Origin of the sequence: Mycoplasma sp. 480 (assembly GCF_051353065.1) — a bacterium.
Classification (GTDB): Bacteria; Bacillota_I; Bacilli_A; order Mycoplasmatales; family Metamycoplasmataceae; genus Mesomycoplasma_A.
The window spans coordinates 1-17003 of sequence record NZ_CP195722.1; the positions used below are offsets into that span (position 1 = coordinate 1).

Genomic DNA, 17003 nt, shown 5'->3' on the forward strand with positions numbered 1-17003 from the left:
AAAATTATTTTTTATTTTTTAACATTTTTTATTTTTTTATTTTATTATTTAATAACTATGTCTAATATTGTTAATAACTATGAAGAAAATTTGTTAAAAACAAATAAAAAAATATTAAAAGAAATTGAAAAAGAGATTAATGACTCTATTATTTTTTCCACATATTTTTCTAAGTTAAAACTAAAAGAAATTAATGAGTTTTCTGCGGTTTTTATTGCTAAAAACAATGTGATTATTAAAGATATTAAAGAAAATTATTTGAGTTTTTTAACATCTGCTATTGTTAAAACTTTAAAAAGTGAAAAAGCTGTGGAAATCATTCTTGAAAACACTATTGTGAATAAAGAAAAAGAAAAACAAGTTATCAACAATAACACAAAAGATATTAACAATTTTGTCACTAACATAGATTTTAAAGATAATTTATTACCAGATTTAACATTTAAAAATTTAGTAACAGGTAAATTTAACGAAGATTTAATAAAAATAGCTGATAATTTGTTAAAAACTAAAAAAGTAGAATTTACTCCTATATTCATCCACTCAAAATCAGGATTAGGAAAAACCCACTTTCTAAACGCTTTAGGAAACGCAGCAAAAGAAATAGGACTTAAATCTTATTTTCTAAACCCAGATGCCTTTACTAACCAAATTTCTTTAATATTAAAAGAAAAAGATATAGAAAAAATAAACAATTTTTCTTCTTTTTTAGAAAGTGTTGATATCTTTTTAATAGACGATGTTCAAATGCTTGGTTCAAGAGTAAAAACTCTAGAATTTTTATTCAATATTATTAATAATTTAAAAAATAATAAAAAGCAAATTATCATTTGTTCTGATAAAAAACCAGAACTTTTAGGTGGATTCGAAGATAGGTTTATAACAAGATTTCAAAGTGGTTTAACTTTAGAAATAAAAAAACCTAATAATGAAGATTTACTCAAGATTTTAAAATTTAAAATCGAACAAGAAAACTTTGATTTGAACAAATGAGACAACAAAGCTTTAAGCTTTTTAACAAGAAATTTTTATCACTCCATAAGAGAAATCGAAGGGGCTTTAAATCAAATTAAATTTTCTGTAAAAAACTCACCAAAAGATTTAACTTTCAATGAAAACCTTCTTAATAATATTTTCCACGAAACCGTTCATTTCGAAAGGGAAATAACACACGATAGAATAATTGAAAGCGTTTGTTTATATTACAGAGTAAAAGAAGAAGAAGTAAGAAGTAAATCAAGAAAAAGAGAAATTGTTATTGCTAGATCGATGATAATTTACCTAATTAGAGAACTGCTTTCCTTTAGTTATGAAAGAATTGGTATCTATTTAGGTGGCAAAGATCACTCAACGATTATGGCTTCTTATAAAAAAATAGAAAAAGATATAGAAACGTCCCATGAACTTAAAAATGCAGTTAATTCATTAACAAACAAAGTAAAAACTGTTTCTTAATTAATCAACATCTTTTTTGCCTATTTTTAGGTTAAAAAGATAAAACTAACTAAAACTAACATTGCTAATAATAATATATTAGAAAATAAAATAAAATAAATATAAAATAATAAAATATAAAAGGAAAAATAAAATGAATTTTAAAATTGAAAAAAAATATTTTGAAAAAGAATTTGAAAGAATTGGTGTTTCTATAAATACTTTAAATTTTATCCCTTCTTTAAGAAGTGTTAAAATTGAATTAAGACAAGAAGGATTATATTTATATGGTTCAGATGGAGAAATTTCTATAATTGGACATATTTCTTCTGAAAACATAAAAAATATAAATGAATTAGGTTCTTTTTTAATAAATTATTCAATGTTAAAAAATATAATTAAAAAAACTGAAGGAATTTTAGAATTTAAAATCGAAGATACTAATTTAACTATTAAAAACAAAGATGATTTATACAAAATTAATATCCAAAATGATGAAGATTTCCCAAACATTAGATTCGATTTATCAGGTCAAAAAATATCAATTCATTCAAAAGACTTTAAAAAAGCAATTAAGGATACTAGTTTTGCTGCTACAATCGATAGTTCTGAAGTTATTTTAGATTGTATCAATATAAATGCTATGGATGGTAATTTAAGAATTTCAGCAACAGATAGATATAGAATATCAACAGAAATACTTCCTATTGAATCTCATATTGAATTCGATATTTCTATAATAGCTAGAAATTTGAAAAATTTCATTCCTAATGACTATGAAGGAGAGTTAGAAATTTATGTTGAAGATAATAAAATAGAAACTATTGTTGAAAATACAAAAATACAATGTAAAGTTATTGATTTTCCTTATAAAGATATTTCTAATGTTTTCCCAAATATAGATGATTTAGTTTATAAAATTGAAATCGATAAAAAAGAACTTAGTGAGTTAATATCTAAAGCTTCTATTTTATCCAATGATCAATATTTCAAATTAAATGTTAGTGTAAACCAAGAAGAATTTACTATGAGTGGAAACAAAGAAGAAACCGGGTTTATTTCTGTAAAAACTAAAGAAATGAAGTTTGAAAGTTCTAATAGTGAATTAAACTTTTCTATAAATCATAGATATTTAAAAGATGCTATTTCAGTTTATGAAGGTTTGATTTATATTTTTGTAGATAAAAAAATAAGAAAAGTTTATATAGTTTCACCTTCTAATAAAAATAATAAACAATTAATAGGAACTACATAGAAAGGAAAAAAATGAAAGTAGAAATAACAGGAGAATTTATAAAATTAAGCCAACTATTAAAAAAAATGAACTTTATTGATTCTGGTGGTGCAGCAAAAGAGTTTTTAGCAACTAACCAAGTTAAAATCAATGACAATAGCGAAGTAACTAGAGGTTCAAAAATTAAGGTTGGAGACATCGTTTGAGTAAATGATGAATTATTTCATATTGTAAGTGCATAAAAAGAAGAAAAAATAAAAAATCTTCTTTTTTATTTGCTTAAATAATTTAAAATATAAAAATATGAATAAATATGATGCAATAATAGTTGGCGGTGGACATGCAGGTATTGAAGCCACATATGCTTTAGCAAAACAAAATTTCAAAGTTTTACTAGTAACTTTAGATAAAAATAAACTAGCTTCAATGCCATGTAATCCATCAATTGGTGGTCCTGCTAAAGGAATTATAACAAGAGAAATAGATGCACTTGGCGGAATGCAAGGTATTTTTGCTGACAAGGCAATGATTCAAATTAAGATGTTAAATGAATCAAAAGGACCTGCAGTAAGAGCAATGCGGGCTCAAATTGATAAAGACAAATATTCAAAAGTAATATTAGAAGATATTGAACAACGAGAAAATATCGATATTTTAGAAGATATTGTTGAAGAATTAATTCTTGAAAATGATTCAGTAAAAGGAGTTAAAACAGAAAAAGGAAATGTTTATTATGCTAACGCTGTAGTATTAACAACAGGAACCTATATGGATTCAAGAATTTTAAGAGGAGATGAAATTCAAAAGAGTGGTCCCGATGGGCAAAGAACAAGTAATAAACTTTCAATGTTTTTAAAAAATAATGGATTTGAACTTATTAGATTAAAAACAGGAACGCCACCTAGAATTTGAACTGATTCAATTGATTTTTCTAAAATAGAAGAAGAAATTTTAGAAAATAATAACCTTCATTTTAGTTTTAAAAATGAAGTAGTTCTCGAAAAACAAATTCATTGCTTTTTAACATATACAACTCCAAAAACACACGAAATCATTTTGAATAACTTAAATAAATCTAGTATGTATTCTGGTTTAATCGATGGAGTTGGTCCAAGGTATTGCCCTTCAGTAGAAGATAAAATAGTTCGTTTTAAAGATAAAGAAAGACATCAAATATTTTTTGAACCAGAAACTGCTAAAGGTGATTTGATGTATATAAATGGTTTATCAACTTCAATGCCTATTGAAGTGCAAAAAGAAATGGTTAAATCAATTCCTGGTTTAGAAAACGCAAGAGTAGCTAAATGAGCTTATGCGATAGAATATGATGCCATAAATCCTTTACAATTAAAAAAATCACTTGAAAGTAAAAATATTAATGGTTTATTTTTTGGTGGTCAAATAAATGGAACAAGTGGTTATGAAGAAGCAGCTGGACAAGGATTAATAGCAGGAATAAACGCATCTCAATATTTAAAACAAGAGGAACCAATTGAAATTCTCAGAAGTGATGGTTATATCGGAGTTTTAATTGATGACTTAGTTACAAAAGGGACTAATGAACCATATAGAATGTTAACTTCAAGAGCAGAATACAGGTTATTATTAAGAAACGATAATGCCGATTGAAGAATGAAAGATTATGCTTTAAAAGCTAATATGATAAGCAAAGAAGGGTATAATTTAGTTATTGATAAATACAAACAAATAGAGTTAAAAATTGAAGAATTAAAAAACACTTTTGTATCTTCAAAAAGTGATTTAGCAATTAAATACAACGCAATTAATGGACAATCTTTATTTCAACTAGTTTCAAGACCTGATGTAGATTATCTTGAAATATTAAAAAACTTTAAATTTGCTTATGAACTTGTTGTATTAGCAAGATTGGATGGTTATATACAAAAACAAGTGCATGATGCAGAAAAAATGTTAAAACTTGAAAAATTAAAAATACCAGCTGATATAGACTATAAAAAAGTTGATAATTTAGCAAATGAAGCAAGAGATAAATTAATTAAAATCAAACCAAGCACTATAGGACAAGCATCAAGAATTAGTGGTATTAATCCAGCAGATATTCAAATGTTAATGTTCTATATAAAGATGAGAAATAAATAGTGAAAATAACTATTATTGCAGTAGGAAAACTTCAAAAAAATTATTTGACCTTGTTCCAAGAATATGAGAAAAAAATAAGTTTTTTTTCAAAAATAGATGTAATAGAAATAAAGGAATTACAAGAAGAAAATATAGAAATAAAAAAGGAAAAAGAAACAAATAAAATATTAGAATTAATTCCAAAAAACTCAACAGTTTTTCTTTGTTCTTTAAAAGGAAAACAAATGGATTCTTTTGAATTTTCCAATTTAATTGACAAAAGTAATATAACTTTTATAATTGGTGGTTCTAACGGGGTTATTGAAGATAAAATAGATGCTCAAAAAATAAATTTTTCTTTACTAACGTTTCCACATCAGTTATTTAGAGTGTTACTTGTTGAACAAATTTATAGAGCATTTGCTATAAAAAACAACATAAAATACCACAAATAAAAAGAAAGAGGAAAAATGAAAAAAACATTATTAAAAGATGACTTTTTCAGTCACATAAATAAAGTATGATTAGAAAACACAAAAATACCAGAAGATAAATCAAGTATTAGTGTTTTTTCTGAACTTGATTTAAACTTAGAAAAACTTTTAAAAGATTTAACAAAAAAATGACTTAAAGATACAAGTTCTTTAAATGAAAATTCAATGATGTTGGAATATGTTAAATATTTTTCAATGTTAATGAATGAAAGCAAAAGAAAAGAACTTGGTTGAGAACCGGTTAAACAATATTTAACTAAATTAGAAAGTTTAAAATCCTTTAAAGATTTATTTTCACAAGATAAAGAATTTTGACTTTTATACGGATTTTTACCTTTAGAAAAAGATTTATACGAAGATTTTATTGATAATGAAAAAAGAATTTTTTGATTTGGAGATTTTAAAACAATCTTGCCAAACAAAGAAAGTTATTCAAACAAAGAAGAGTCAGAAAAATTATTAAACACTTGAAAAGAAATGGTTTTATTCTTATTAAAAGACTATGGTAAAACAAAAGAAGAAGCAAATAAATTAATATCAAATGCTATTAAATTTGATGACATTTATAAAGATTATATTCTTTCATCAATAGAACAAGCAAATTATGTTGCTTTATATAATCTAAAATCAAAAGAAGAATATAATTCATATACCAAACAGTTTATTATTTCTGATTTATTAGAAAGTTTAGTTTCACAAAATGTGGAAGCAGTTTCAGTTTCTAATATAAAACTTTATGAAAATTTTGACAAAATTTTTAGCGATGAAAATTTTGAATTTTATAAATCATTTTTATTTATAAGAAACTTATTACAAACAACTAAATTTTTAAGTGAAGAAATTAGAATTAAAGCTGGGGAATTTGGTAGAAAAGTTTATTCTATTGAAACTTATAGAAACTTAGAAAATTTTGCTTTTGATATGGCAAATGAATATTTTGGAATGCCTTTAGGTATGTATTATGCTGAAAATTATTTCGGTAAAAAAGCAAAAGAAAATATTGAACATATGGTTTCTAATATGATTGATGTTTATAAAATGAGATTAAATAATAACAATTGATTAAGTAAAGAAACTATTCAAAAAGCATTAACTAAATTATCTACCATTCAAGTTATGATTGGTTTTCCAGAAGTGATTAGACCATATTATTCAAAATTTAAAGTTAAAACTTATGAAGAAGGTGGAAATTTATTTGAAAATGCGCTTAAATTTAATAAATATTTAGTTGAATATGCATTATCTTTATTTGGTAAAACAGAAGATAAAAGATATTGATCAATGTCTCCTGCAACAGTTAATGCATATTATAATCCATTAAAAAATCAAATAGTTTTTCCTGCAGCTATTTTAGCAGATCCTTTTTATAATTTAAATAGACCATCATCTTATAATTATGGTTCTATTGGTTGTGTAATAGCTCATGAAATTTCTCATGGTTTTGATAATCACGGTGCTCAATTTGATGAAAAAGGAAAATTAAACAATTGATGAACCGATAAAGATAGAGAAGAATTTGCAAAAAGAACACAAGCAACAATTAATTTATTTGATAAAGTAGAAACAGACTTTGGACCAGTTAATGGAGAGTTGACTGTTTCTGAAAACATTGCAGATTTAGGTGGTTTTGACTGCGCTTTAGAAGCGGCAAAACAAGAAAAAGATTTTGATGCCAAAAACTTTTTTGAAAGCTGAGCAACAAGTTGAAGAATTATTTTAAAAGAAGGTGCAGCAAAAAGACAATTGGAATCAGATGTTCACTCACCAGGAAAAGTACGTGCTAATGTTATTTTAGGAAATAATGATTTATTTTTAGAAACTTATGAAATTTCTTCATCCGATAAAATGTTTATATCAAAAGAAAAAAGGGTAAAAATTTGATAAATCAAAAAGAATTAGAAAAAATCTATCACTTACAAAGGGAAGATTTTTTTTATTTTGGTCCTTTAAGTATTAAAGATAGAATTGAAATTTTAAAGAAAATTAAAAGATTCATTCAAGAAAAAGAAGAAGAAATTTTTAAAGTTTTAAAAGAAGATTTAAACAAAGATAAATTAGAATCCTTTGTTTCTGAAATTGCATTAATTTATAAAGAAATAAATCTATATGTAAAAAATATAAAAAAATGATCTCGTTCTAAAAAAGTAAAAACACCTTTTTATTTATTTCCATCTAAATCAAGTTATAAATATGAAGCATATGGACAAACTTTGATTATTAGCCCTTGAAATTATCCGATTATGCTTTCTATTGTACCTATTATAAATGCTATTGGCGCAGGAAATAGGGTAATATTAAAACCTTCTGAATTTTCAGAATATTCATCTAAATGATTAATGAAATTTTTTAATGAAAATTTTGATCATAAAATCATTTATTGTGCTGATTCTTCTTTAGAAACATCTAATTTTCTTTTAGATCAAAAGTTTGATCTAGTATTCTTTACTGGATCAACAAATGTAGGAAAAATTGTTTTAGAAAAAACTTCCAAATTTTTGACTCCAACTATTTTAGAATTAGGTGGTAAATCACCAACTATAATTTGTTCTGATGTAAATTTAGATAAAGTTGTTGAAAAAATTTATTATGGTAAATCATTAAATTCAGGGCAAACATGTACAACTCATGATTATGTTTTAATAGATAAAAAAATAGAAGATGAATTTATACAAAAATACAGAGAATATGTACAAAATCAACTAAAAAATAACCTCGAAAATGAACCTAAAATCATTAGTGAAAAACATTATAATAGACTATTGAAATTAGTTATTTCAACCGAGTTAAAAACTAATCATGAAATGAAAATAATAGAACCTTTTATTTATAAAGCATCATTAAATGATACGATAATGCAAGAAGAAATTTTTGGACCAATTTTGCCTGTTATTTCTTTTGAAACTATTGAAGAAGCAATTGATATTGTTAAAAGACAACAAAAACCACTTGCTCTTTATCTTTTTAGTAAACAAAAATCAATTATTAATAAAATAAAAAAATTACAAGCAGGAGCAATCATTATAAATAACACAACAGAACATGTGGCAAATTCATATTTACCTTTTGGTGGCATTGGAAATTCAGGACTAGGGAAATACAGGGGATATAGCGGTTTTAAATCTTTTAGCCATCAAAAATCTTTTTTTATAAATAAATTTGTATTTAAACCTTTAAGTTTGGTAAAAAAACCTTTTAATAACAAAAAGTTTTCTTTACTGAAAAAGATTTTTAAGTAAAATAAAAAAACCACTAAACACAACACTTCTCGATGTGGCTGCTACATTTCTGTCCTGACCAGGTTACAAGGTTTTTGTTTTAATGGCATTTATATTATATATTAATATTTGATTTTAAAAACAAAAAATAGTATTATAATTTATATACAAAAATTTGAAAGGAGAAAAAATGCAATTTTTAGATTTTTTTAATTGAAGAAGAAATGTAGTTACATTTGCAGAGTCTAAGATTTTATTTTATTCAATTTTTGCATTAATTCTTTTAGCAACTACTTTTGTTTGAATTTATAAATCAAAAATATATAACCATTTTAATTCAAACCCAGATAAAAAATATTTAAAAAATTTAAACAAAGATCAATTATTTATGGTGATAGGTGCTTTTGTAATAATATTTAATATTTTTAGAATAATTTTATTTTTGGTTCGCGATTATCCTTGAAAATGAGAATTAATTCCTTTACATTTATGTAGATTTTATATAGTTTATTTTGGATTTATTTTCCTTTTCAAAAAGGCACACAATATTAAATATATTAGTATATTAGCTTTTTTAGGTGGAATAGTAGGATTTTTATTTGTAAATTTAGGACCTGTTCCTGAATTTATTAATCAAGACAGAATTTATAATTCTTTCCAACCAGGGACAATAGAATATGAAAGAGCAGGGTTTGACTCTGGATATGACACTTATGCTTACTGAGATTTTATATTAACTCATGGATTTGTAATTTTTATCCCAGTTCTAACACATATTGCATATGGTGAAAAAGCAAAAATAAACATTACGGTAATAACACAAGGACTTGTAATGATGTTAATTTTAGGAATAGTAATATTTTTTGTTTCTTGAATAATGTATGAAATTTTACAAAAAATAGACAACCCTAAATTAAAAATAGCATTAGATCCTAATTGGTTATACCTTGGTAGAACTGGAATAGGGACTTTGGGAAAACTAACAAGATGACCTTTAAATATAGTAACTTTATCAGTTTTAGTTCCTTTACTTACTTATTTAGCATATTTTATTTATGTATTGTTATCTTCTATAGAATTTGATAATTTTAATGAAAAAAATAAAAATCCTAAAATTAAATTTAGAAAACCAAGAGAAGTTTTCCAAGAACAACAAGATTGAACTTTCTTTAAAAAAATAATGAAAAAAGAAACTAAATAAAATTTATTCTTTTAAGGAGAGAAATGAATAGAATAGAGAAAAAAATCATAAAGTTTATAGTTATAGATACAAATTTTTTAATAAAAGATGAAATAAGAATAGAAAAAAATATTAAATTATTAGAAGAAGAAGATTTGTCTAAAGAAGTAGAACCTTCTTTAGAAGAATATTTAGAACATGCTAATAAATTATTTAGAAATTTAGAAGCACAACCATTAACACTAGAAGAACTTGAAGAACATATTGATTTTATTTCAAGACTCACTCACACTAATCTAGATAATGATTTACACAGCAAAAATAAAGAAGAATTATTGACAATAACAAATTTAATTTTAGCTGGAGATAGAGAAACTTTATTTAAAATATTAAAATTAAAAGAAATAAAAAGTTATACACAAACAGACTATGATTTTTATAAAAATTATGCAGAAAATATAAAATTAAGAGAAGAAAAAGAAAAATTATTAGAATTAATAGAAAAATTAAAAACTGCTAAAAAAACATTATCTATTTTTACTGGTGTGTTAGCCGGAACTTCCGCTTTAAGTTTTGCTCTTGCTTCTTTCGGTTTTGTTGGAACCTTACCAATAGCAATAGCTGGTTCTGTTGGAGCAACTGCTTCTGCTTCTATTGTGGCAGGAATAAAATTAGCGTTAGTTAAATACGAAGAAGAAATGGCTAATATTAAAAAAGCTACTTATTCATTATCATCTATTTATACTTTAGGACATAGCATTTCTAATATATTAAAACCAATTTTAATTGCTAGCGGTGCAACTATTTCTGCATCAACATATTGATTTCCTGCGGCTTTTAATGCTGTATTATCAATAACATCAATTTTATCTCTATTGTTTTAATCATGAAATCATTTTTATTAATATTATTAGCATTTATGCTTTTTTCATTATTAAATTCATTGTTTTTCTTTGTGTCTTATAAACAAAAAACTTTTTTAGAAAAAATAGACAAAAGAATTTGAAAAGCGCAAAAAAATACAAAAAATACAAATAGTTTGATTGAATTTACAGATATTTGAGAAATCATTATTAATATTTCCTTTTTTATATTTTTTATAGTAATGTCTACAATTGAATCTTACAATCAAGAAAGCAATAATGTATATTGAATCTTATCGATTATTTTTAGTATTTTGTTCATAATTTACTTCATATTAATTTTTGTTATTTATAAGATAAAACTTTCTAGAAAAACAAAAAGCAAAGAAAAAACAGAAAATCCAATCCAAGAATTAATTAATTTTTGAGAACAAAATAAAGACTTAGAAAAATACAAAAACTTAACTTTTTATAGAAAAAACAAAAGTAGAAAAGATTTTATAATAAAAAGATTAAATAAACAAATTGAGTTAATTAAAAAAGAAAAAATGACTGATGCTGAATTATTTAATTCCTTAATTAATATTTATTTTTCTTGTTTTGTTATTTATTTATTTGGAAACAGTACATATATTTTTAAAGATAAAAACTATATAAATAGAAGAGAAAAAGATTTTTATAAAATAACACTTTGATACACACTAAATTTGTATTTTTCAAAAAACAAAAATTAATTTTATAGAGAGAATACCTATATAAAAAGGTATTTTTCTTTTTTTAAAAGTGATATAATATATTTACATATATTATGAAAAAAAGGAATTTTGAAATAAAAAAATAAAAAAATATAATTAAAGTGGGACAATTTATTGGGACACATTTTACCAGTGATATCACTGGTAAAATTTTTTTACTTTGAAATTCAAGAATTTCAAATTTCATTTGGGGTTTTTCAATTTAAAATTGATTGTGGTCTTTCTTCATTATATCAATTTATATAATTATTAATCATTTCTTTTAAATTATTAAAAGTTAAATTTTTAATTTTAATGTGTGATAAACATTCGCTCTTTATATTAGAAAAGAAATATTCAATTTCTCTATTATCTAATGAATTACCAACTCTTGACATTGAAATTATTCCATTATTTTTTTCAATAATTTCTACAAATTTATTAGAAGAAATAAAACGCTTCCATGAATCAGTATGCATAATTCATTTTTCATTAAAACTTAAATCTTTATTATGTTCTATAACCAAATTTAAATCATTATTTCTTGATAAATTTCAAGAAACAATCTTTTTAGTTTTGTGATGAATTGTTGCTGAAAAATATACATGATTAGAATCAAATACATCTTTAGGAGAGATTATATAAGAAACATCTGTTGCAAAAATATTGTTGTTTTTTCCTTGAAAATCTCTATTAATTATGTTTTCAAATTTTACTGAAGTATTTTTATCTTCTCTTCTTTTGGATTTTTTTCTAACTATGCAAAATAAATTTAATTTATTCATAATTCTGCCATTTTCCTGTAATTTATCTTTATTTTATGTTTTTTTTTCGATAAAAACTTCAAGTCTTTTTCTTCCATACAAACAGTTATTTTCAGTAAAACCTTCATAAATCAATTTTTCTTCTTGATTCAATTCTTTTGCTTCAACATTTTTATTCTTGTTTCTGTAAAAAGTTGATTTAGAAATTTTCATAGTGAAGAGAAATTTTCTAAAATTTCTTGCTTCTTTTTTTTCTTTTTTTGCTCTTCTTCATGTTCTTTTACAACACGATTAAAAATCTCATCAAAAACTTCTTTAGGTAAAACATCTTGATAAATTTTTATGGATTTAATTAAAATTTCTCTTGGGATACTATCCCAAATTTTTTTCTCTTCTTCTGGTGTTAAGATTTTTCTTTTTCTTCCAACGCCTTTATTTTTCTTAGGTGATTTTCCTGTTTGAGATTCTAAATTCATACCTAAATTATAAAGTTTAACTTTTTTCTTAAAAAACATTTTTTTAAAATTAGTTGGTTCTGTTTTTCTAAAATGAAAATATTCGGTTCAAAATAAATCTAAATTTCTCATTTTCTCACAATTAGCTAAATATTTTTTAATTCAATATTTTCATTCTTCTGGTTTTAATTGTTTTGACATTTTTCTCCTTAAATAAAAACATAAATTTGGTGTCCCAAATTTATGTCCCTGTTTATAATTTTTTGCTTTTTTAAATAGTACACTTTTATTTAAGTATTATAATTTAATTATATATATTATGTAACTTCATTTTAAAATGAAGGGAAAGAAGGAATATTATGATTATAGATTTACCGATAAAAATAGAAAGTAGAGCTGTAATTCCTGTTATGGAATTATTATATGATAAACCGTGAGATCCGAAATTAGGAAAAAATATTGATGCAGGATGAGATAGGATTATGGACTTTTTGAATGAAAATAAATGAGAATATTTGCAAAAATTTAAAGACGGAAAAAGTTTAATAAAACTTTTAAAAGAAGTTACCATTTTTTATGAAAAAATTTTATCAGATCATATTTTAACCGAAACAAAAAAAGAAATTTCAAGTAATTTAGAAACTTTTTCAGAAGTTATAGGTTATCCGGCGGATGTTTTAGATAACGAAACACCACTTTCAACAATTTTAAAAGCTTCATCATTTTTGCTTAGTAGTTTATCTCTTTTAAGTAGTCAATTAATTTTGCAAGTAGGAATACTTCCAGATAAATTTATTTCTTTATCCAGATATTTAATAGAAACTTTATATCAAGAAGTGATACCTAATATAAAAATAATGGAAGAAACAATGAAAGAAATAGAAAATGAACTAGGAAAAAATAGTTTTATTTCTTTTTTTAAAGGTTATTTAGATTTAAAAACAATGATGTCGAATATGCAAAAAGCACTTTTTGATTTTAAATATTACACAGCCAGAAATGCTTACTCTGAAATTTATAAAAATAGAATAAATGATGGAAAATAAAGAAATTAAAAAAATACTAAAATGAATAAATAATGATTATTCATTTTTTAGACTTATATTCTTTTTAACTTTTAATTTTTTAATCCTTATATTTCCTTTAATTTTACTGATAATTGATTTAATTTTTAGAACTGAGATTTACAATAAGTTAGCTGCAAGTAGTGTAATTGCTTCACTTCTTTTTTATTTGTTACCAATTTTATTTTTTCCTTTTATATTATGAATATTAATAAAATACATTTTAATTTTAACCATTAAAATACAGATTTTAAAAAATAAAGAAATAGATTATAATGACTATAAAAATAAAATAAAAATGTTTTTTATAATGAATTTTAATTGAAAAAGATTGAGGGGAAATTATGAAGACAAACTTCTTTAGTTTAAAAAATGAAGTTGAAAAATTAACTTATTTAAGTTCGAGATTTAAATTATTTTTCTTTACCTTTATAGATTCTTTTATTTTCATTTTAACCTTATTTTTATCTATATTTTATTTAATCAAAATTAATGAAGCACCACATAAAGAAGTGATTATATATATTATTGTTTTTTGCTTTATATTTTCTATATTCTTTTTATTTGCAGCATTAAGAAGAGTTATGATTTTTGGACTATTATATTTTTATTATGAAAATAGAAGTAATTTAATTTGTTTTGCTTTAATATTATTAATAAATTTATTTTCTTTAAGAATTGGTTCAGTAATTAATGGATTTAAATTTATTAAAAACAGAAAAAATCTAAATTTCATAGAATCTAATTTAGATTTTGATAAAGTAATTTTTATAGGAGAAAAAGGTTTAGAATTATATTTTGATGATTTTTTTATAATAAAAAGTATTACTTTAATTTCTGATGATAAAAATTATGATTTAAAAGCAAAAATAAAGGATTTTTGTATAGAAATAGAACGAGATAAAATTTATAAATATAAAGATATTGAAATAGTTTTGGCAAATACACAAGAACTTTTTGTTGATAAAATAGATATTCAAAAAATTAATAATTTTAAAACCTTAAAATTTTATATTTTACTTTGTTTACTCATTAATTCTTTATATTTAAACAAAAATAATTATAAAAAAATGGTAGACAAAATTAATTTAATAGATTTTGTTTCAGAAGACGCTTGAATTTCTGATCAAGAAATAATGAAAGCAAAATCACAGCTAATATTACCTTCTAATTTAAAAGAAAATCTTTATCTAAAAGAAACAAAATATTTAGATAATTTATGACTTATGTATAGGATAATAAGGTTATTTATAAGTAAAGAATAAAAAAAGTTAACAAATAATTGTTAACTTTTTGTTTTTAGTAAACTTTATTTTTACAATCTCCGGTAGTTAAAAATTCATTTAAGTTATCAAAAGATTGTTCAACCATATTTGCAACTGCTTCATCTGTATATGAACCTATGTGTGGAGTTGCAACAAATCTTGGATAATAAGTCATTAATTTTTGAACTGTTTCATTTGGAAGTTCTTTTTGGTGTTTTTTAAAGAAAATTTCACCTTCGTTGTTAAATACATCTGCAGCAATAGCACTTAATTTGTTAGTTTCTAAAGCTCATAATAAAGCATTTTCATCTTGAATTTGACCACGAGCCGTATTTATTAAAATAGCATTATCTTTCATTTTGGAAATAAAATCTTTATTTATCATTTTATCATTTTGGCCTTTAATATAAGGGATGTGAAATGAAATAATATTTGATTTTGCTAATAGGTCATCTAAATTGGTGTATTCCAGTACTTCTTTTGCCTTGTCATTTGGAAAAGGATCAAATCCTAAAACTTTTGCACCTATTGATTTAAAAAAGTGAGCAGTTCAATATCCGATTTTTCCTGTTCCAATAATTCCTACTGTTGTGTTTTTAAATTCTCTTGCAAAACCAAAAGGATCAACGGTAAAATCTTTATTATAACCTTTGTGAGCAAAGTGAAGACTTTTTCTATTTAACATTACACCAAGTGAAAATGCTAATTCTGAAATAGCTGTTGGAGAATATGAAGGAACTCTTGCTGATTTGATTCCTAGTTCTTTCATTTTCTCTAAATCCATATGATCTGTACCCACAATTCTAGCTAAAATGTATTTAATACCAAAAGAATGAATTTTTTCTACAACAGCAGCATTAACTTTATCGCTTGCTCTTGTGATAACTGCATCAAAACCTTTAACACTATCAACAGTATTTTCATTTAATGAGTCAGAACGAAGTTCTAATTCATAATTGTATTTATTGAATTTGTGGAAAATTTCTTTTTCCACTTCTCTTACTCCAAAACAAATAACTTTTATATTTGCCATTAAAATACCAATCCTAAAACAACTATTCAAACAGGCATCATTACAATAGCACAAAGAGTTGCTAAAGCAGAACATTGTGCTGAATAAGTTTCATGCATTTTATATTTCATTGAATAAGCAATAACAACTGTTGAAGGTGGAACTGCAGCAAAAATAACCATTGAACTTGCAACATGACTAGTAACTACTCCTGTATATTTTAAAGGTAACATTATTAATAGAACTAGTGATGGTATTGCTATTAATTTAATTGCTACAAATATTCAAACTCATATATCTTGTATTGCGTTTTTCAAAGGAACTGTAGCAATAGTCATACCAATTGTTATTCAAATTAATGGTGAAGCTAAACCAGAAAGAGTTTGAATTATTTTGTGTAACGCAGGAAGAGTTTTACTTAATTCAAATCACCCTAGTATAACTCCTGTTTTGTTACCGTTTTTATCTACTACATTTCAAGTACCACCAGGAATTAATTGACTTAATCATAAAATTAAACCAATAAATGTAGCGATAACAATTGGATTTAATAAAGCGGTTTTAATTGATTTTGAAAAGTTTGCTTTATTGAATTTAAGACCAGACATCAACATAAAACATAGAGAATAAAGGAAAATTCTGTATGGAATGTTTCAGATGTTAGCTGCTAAAACCCCATTTTTGTCATAAACTGCTTGAATAATAGGTAGTCCAAAGAATGTTGTTGAACCAAAAATTAACATCATTCAAATAACTAAAGCTCTTGATTCTGTAACATTTTCGCCACCTAAAGTTTTGACAACTTTAGATTTGGATAATTTGGGAACTTTTACAAATTTAACTCAAACTAGTGCTATGATACACAGCACTATGTAAAAAGCAAAAGCGACTCCAAGAATTACAGCTTGTTCAATTAAACTTTTAATTGTAATGGTTTTCATAAAACCGTTTAGTGCAAGAGCAGGTAAAGCAATTAATAAAACAATTTGATTTATAATTCCTTTACCTTCTTGTTTTAAAATTTTAAATTTTGCGAATAAGTAACCTATTGTAATAATCCCGATAGAAGCAATTATTGCTCCCCATAGGGATTGGTTACTCACTGTTTTGATAAATTGATCCATATTTATAAAAAATTTCTCCTAATTTGAGTTTAAAACTCATATATATTTTACTATTTTATTTTTAA

Annotated in this window: 17 protein-coding genes and 1 other RNA gene; 13 read left to right on the forward strand and 5 right to left on the reverse strand. The window is 23.7% G+C overall.

Annotated features, from left to right (window positions below):
• The first annotated feature begins 57 nt into the window (after window positions 1-57).
• From dnaA to ACR34G_RS00035, 7 genes are all read left to right on the forward strand, one after another.
• Complete coding sequence (gene dnaA / locus ACR34G_RS00005; RefSeq protein WP_436358737.1) at window positions 58-1455, forward strand: chromosomal replication initiator protein DnaA; 1398 nt, start codon at window positions 58-60, stop codon at window positions 1453-1455.
• A 133-nt stretch (window positions 1456-1588) separates the two neighbouring features.
• Window positions 1589-2689 carry a hypothetical protein gene (locus tag ACR34G_RS00010; protein ID WP_436358738.1) on the forward strand — a complete coding sequence of 367 codons (1101 nt, stop codon included), beginning with the start codon at window positions 1589-1591 and terminating at the stop codon, window positions 2687-2689.
• Between the two features lie 11 nt (window positions 2690-2700).
• The gene (locus tag ACR34G_RS00015; protein WP_436358739.1) at window positions 2701-2910 is read left to right on the forward strand and encodes an RNA-binding S4 domain-containing protein; all 210 of its coding nucleotides are present in this window, start codon (window positions 2701-2703) and stop codon (window positions 2908-2910) included.
• A 61-nt stretch (window positions 2911-2971) separates the two neighbouring features.
• Entirely contained in the window at window positions 2972-4789 is a 1818-nt protein-coding gene (gene mnmG / locus ACR34G_RS00020) for a tRNA uridine-5-carboxymethylaminomethyl(34) synthesis enzyme MnmG (RefSeq protein ID WP_436358740.1), read from the forward strand.
• Window positions 4789-5223, forward strand: coding sequence for a 23S rRNA (pseudouridine(1915)-N(3))-methyltransferase RlmH (locus ACR34G_RS00025; RefSeq protein WP_436358741.1), 435 nt, complete (start codon window positions 4789-4791; stop codon window positions 5221-5223). Before mnmG ends, ACR34G_RS00025 begins: the two co-directional genes overlap by 1 nt.
• Before the next feature lie 15 nt (window positions 5224-5238).
• Complete coding sequence (locus ACR34G_RS00030; RefSeq protein WP_436358742.1) at window positions 5239-7146, forward strand: M13 family metallopeptidase; 1908 nt, start codon at window positions 5239-5241, stop codon at window positions 7144-7146.
• Entirely contained in the window at window positions 7140-8498 is a 1359-nt protein-coding gene (locus ACR34G_RS00035) for an aldehyde dehydrogenase family protein (RefSeq protein ID WP_436358743.1), read from the forward strand. Before ACR34G_RS00030 ends, ACR34G_RS00035 begins: the two co-directional genes overlap by 7 nt.
• Here the strand turns inward: ACR34G_RS00035 and ffs are convergent.
• An RNA gene (ffs, locus tag ACR34G_RS00040) (signal recognition particle sRNA small type) lies at window positions 8496-8592 on the reverse strand. The genes ACR34G_RS00035 and ffs overlap by 3 nt on opposite strands.
• 75 nt (window positions 8593-8667) lie before the next feature.
• Here ffs and ACR34G_RS00045 point away from each other — a divergent pair.
• The 3 genes from ACR34G_RS00045 to ACR34G_RS00055 are packed head-to-tail and all read left to right on the forward strand — an operon-like array spanning window position 8668 to window position 11254.
• Window positions 8668-9678, forward strand: a complete 1011-nt coding sequence (locus ACR34G_RS00045; RefSeq protein WP_436358744.1) for a TMEM164 family acyltransferase — start codon at window positions 8668-8670, stop codon at window positions 9676-9678.
• 23 nt (window positions 9679-9701) lie between these two features.
• Window positions 9702-10541 carry a hypothetical protein gene (locus tag ACR34G_RS00050; RefSeq protein WP_436358745.1) on the forward strand — a complete coding sequence of 280 codons (840 nt, stop codon included), beginning with the start codon at window positions 9702-9704 and terminating at the stop codon, window positions 10539-10541.
• 35 nt (window positions 10542-10576) lie between these two features.
• Window positions 10577-11254 carry a hypothetical protein gene (locus ACR34G_RS00055; protein WP_436358746.1) on the forward strand — a complete coding sequence of 226 codons (678 nt, stop codon included), beginning with the start codon at window positions 10577-10579 and terminating at the stop codon, window positions 11252-11254.
• Window positions 11255-11430: 176 nt separating this feature from the next.
• Here the strand turns inward: ACR34G_RS00055 and ACR34G_RS00060 are convergent, their stop codons facing one another.
• Together ACR34G_RS00060 and ACR34G_RS00065 are read right to left on the reverse strand one after the other, a co-directional pair.
• The gene (locus ACR34G_RS00060; protein ID WP_436358747.1) at window positions 11431-12039 is read right to left on the reverse strand and encodes a transposase; all 609 of its coding nucleotides are present in this window, start codon (window positions 12037-12039) and stop codon (window positions 11431-11433) included.
• Window positions 12027-12674: a hypothetical protein gene (locus ACR34G_RS00065; protein ID WP_436358748.1), complete on the reverse strand. Its 648-nt coding sequence runs from the start codon at window positions 12672-12674 to the stop codon at window positions 12027-12029. The genes ACR34G_RS00060 and ACR34G_RS00065 overlap by 13 nt, the downstream gene beginning before the upstream one ends.
• Before the next feature lie 158 nt (window positions 12675-12832).
• On the opposite strand from ACR34G_RS00065, the gene ACR34G_RS00070 reads away from it, so the two are divergent.
• Genes ACR34G_RS00070 through ACR34G_RS00080 form a run of 3 tightly spaced genes read left to right on the forward strand, consistent with a single transcriptional unit; the run spans window position 12833 to window position 14802 of the window.
• Window positions 12833-13519, forward strand: a complete 687-nt coding sequence (locus tag ACR34G_RS00070) for a hypothetical protein (protein ID WP_436358749.1) — start codon at window positions 12833-12835, stop codon at window positions 13517-13519.
• Window positions 13509-13901, forward strand: a complete 393-nt coding sequence (locus ACR34G_RS00075; protein WP_436358750.1) for a hypothetical protein — start codon at window positions 13509-13511, stop codon at window positions 13899-13901. Before ACR34G_RS00070 ends, ACR34G_RS00075 begins: the two co-directional genes overlap by 11 nt.
• The gene (locus ACR34G_RS00080; RefSeq protein ID WP_436358751.1) at window positions 13882-14802 is read left to right on the forward strand and encodes a hypothetical protein; all 921 of its coding nucleotides are present in this window, start codon (window positions 13882-13884) and stop codon (window positions 14800-14802) included. The genes ACR34G_RS00075 and ACR34G_RS00080 overlap by 20 nt, the downstream gene beginning before the upstream one ends.
• A 34-nt stretch (window positions 14803-14836) precedes the next feature.
• On the opposite strand, the gene ACR34G_RS00085 is transcribed toward ACR34G_RS00080, so the two are convergent.
• Window positions 14837-15835, reverse strand: coding sequence for an NAD(P)-dependent oxidoreductase (locus ACR34G_RS00085; RefSeq protein WP_436358752.1), 999 nt, complete (start codon window positions 15833-15835; stop codon window positions 14837-14839).
• Window positions 15835-16938, reverse strand: a complete 1104-nt coding sequence (locus tag ACR34G_RS00090; protein WP_436358753.1) for an AEC family transporter — start codon at window positions 16936-16938, stop codon at window positions 15835-15837. The genes ACR34G_RS00085 and ACR34G_RS00090 overlap by 1 nt, the downstream gene beginning before the upstream one ends.
• Between the last annotated feature and the right edge of the window lie 65 nt (window positions 16939-17003).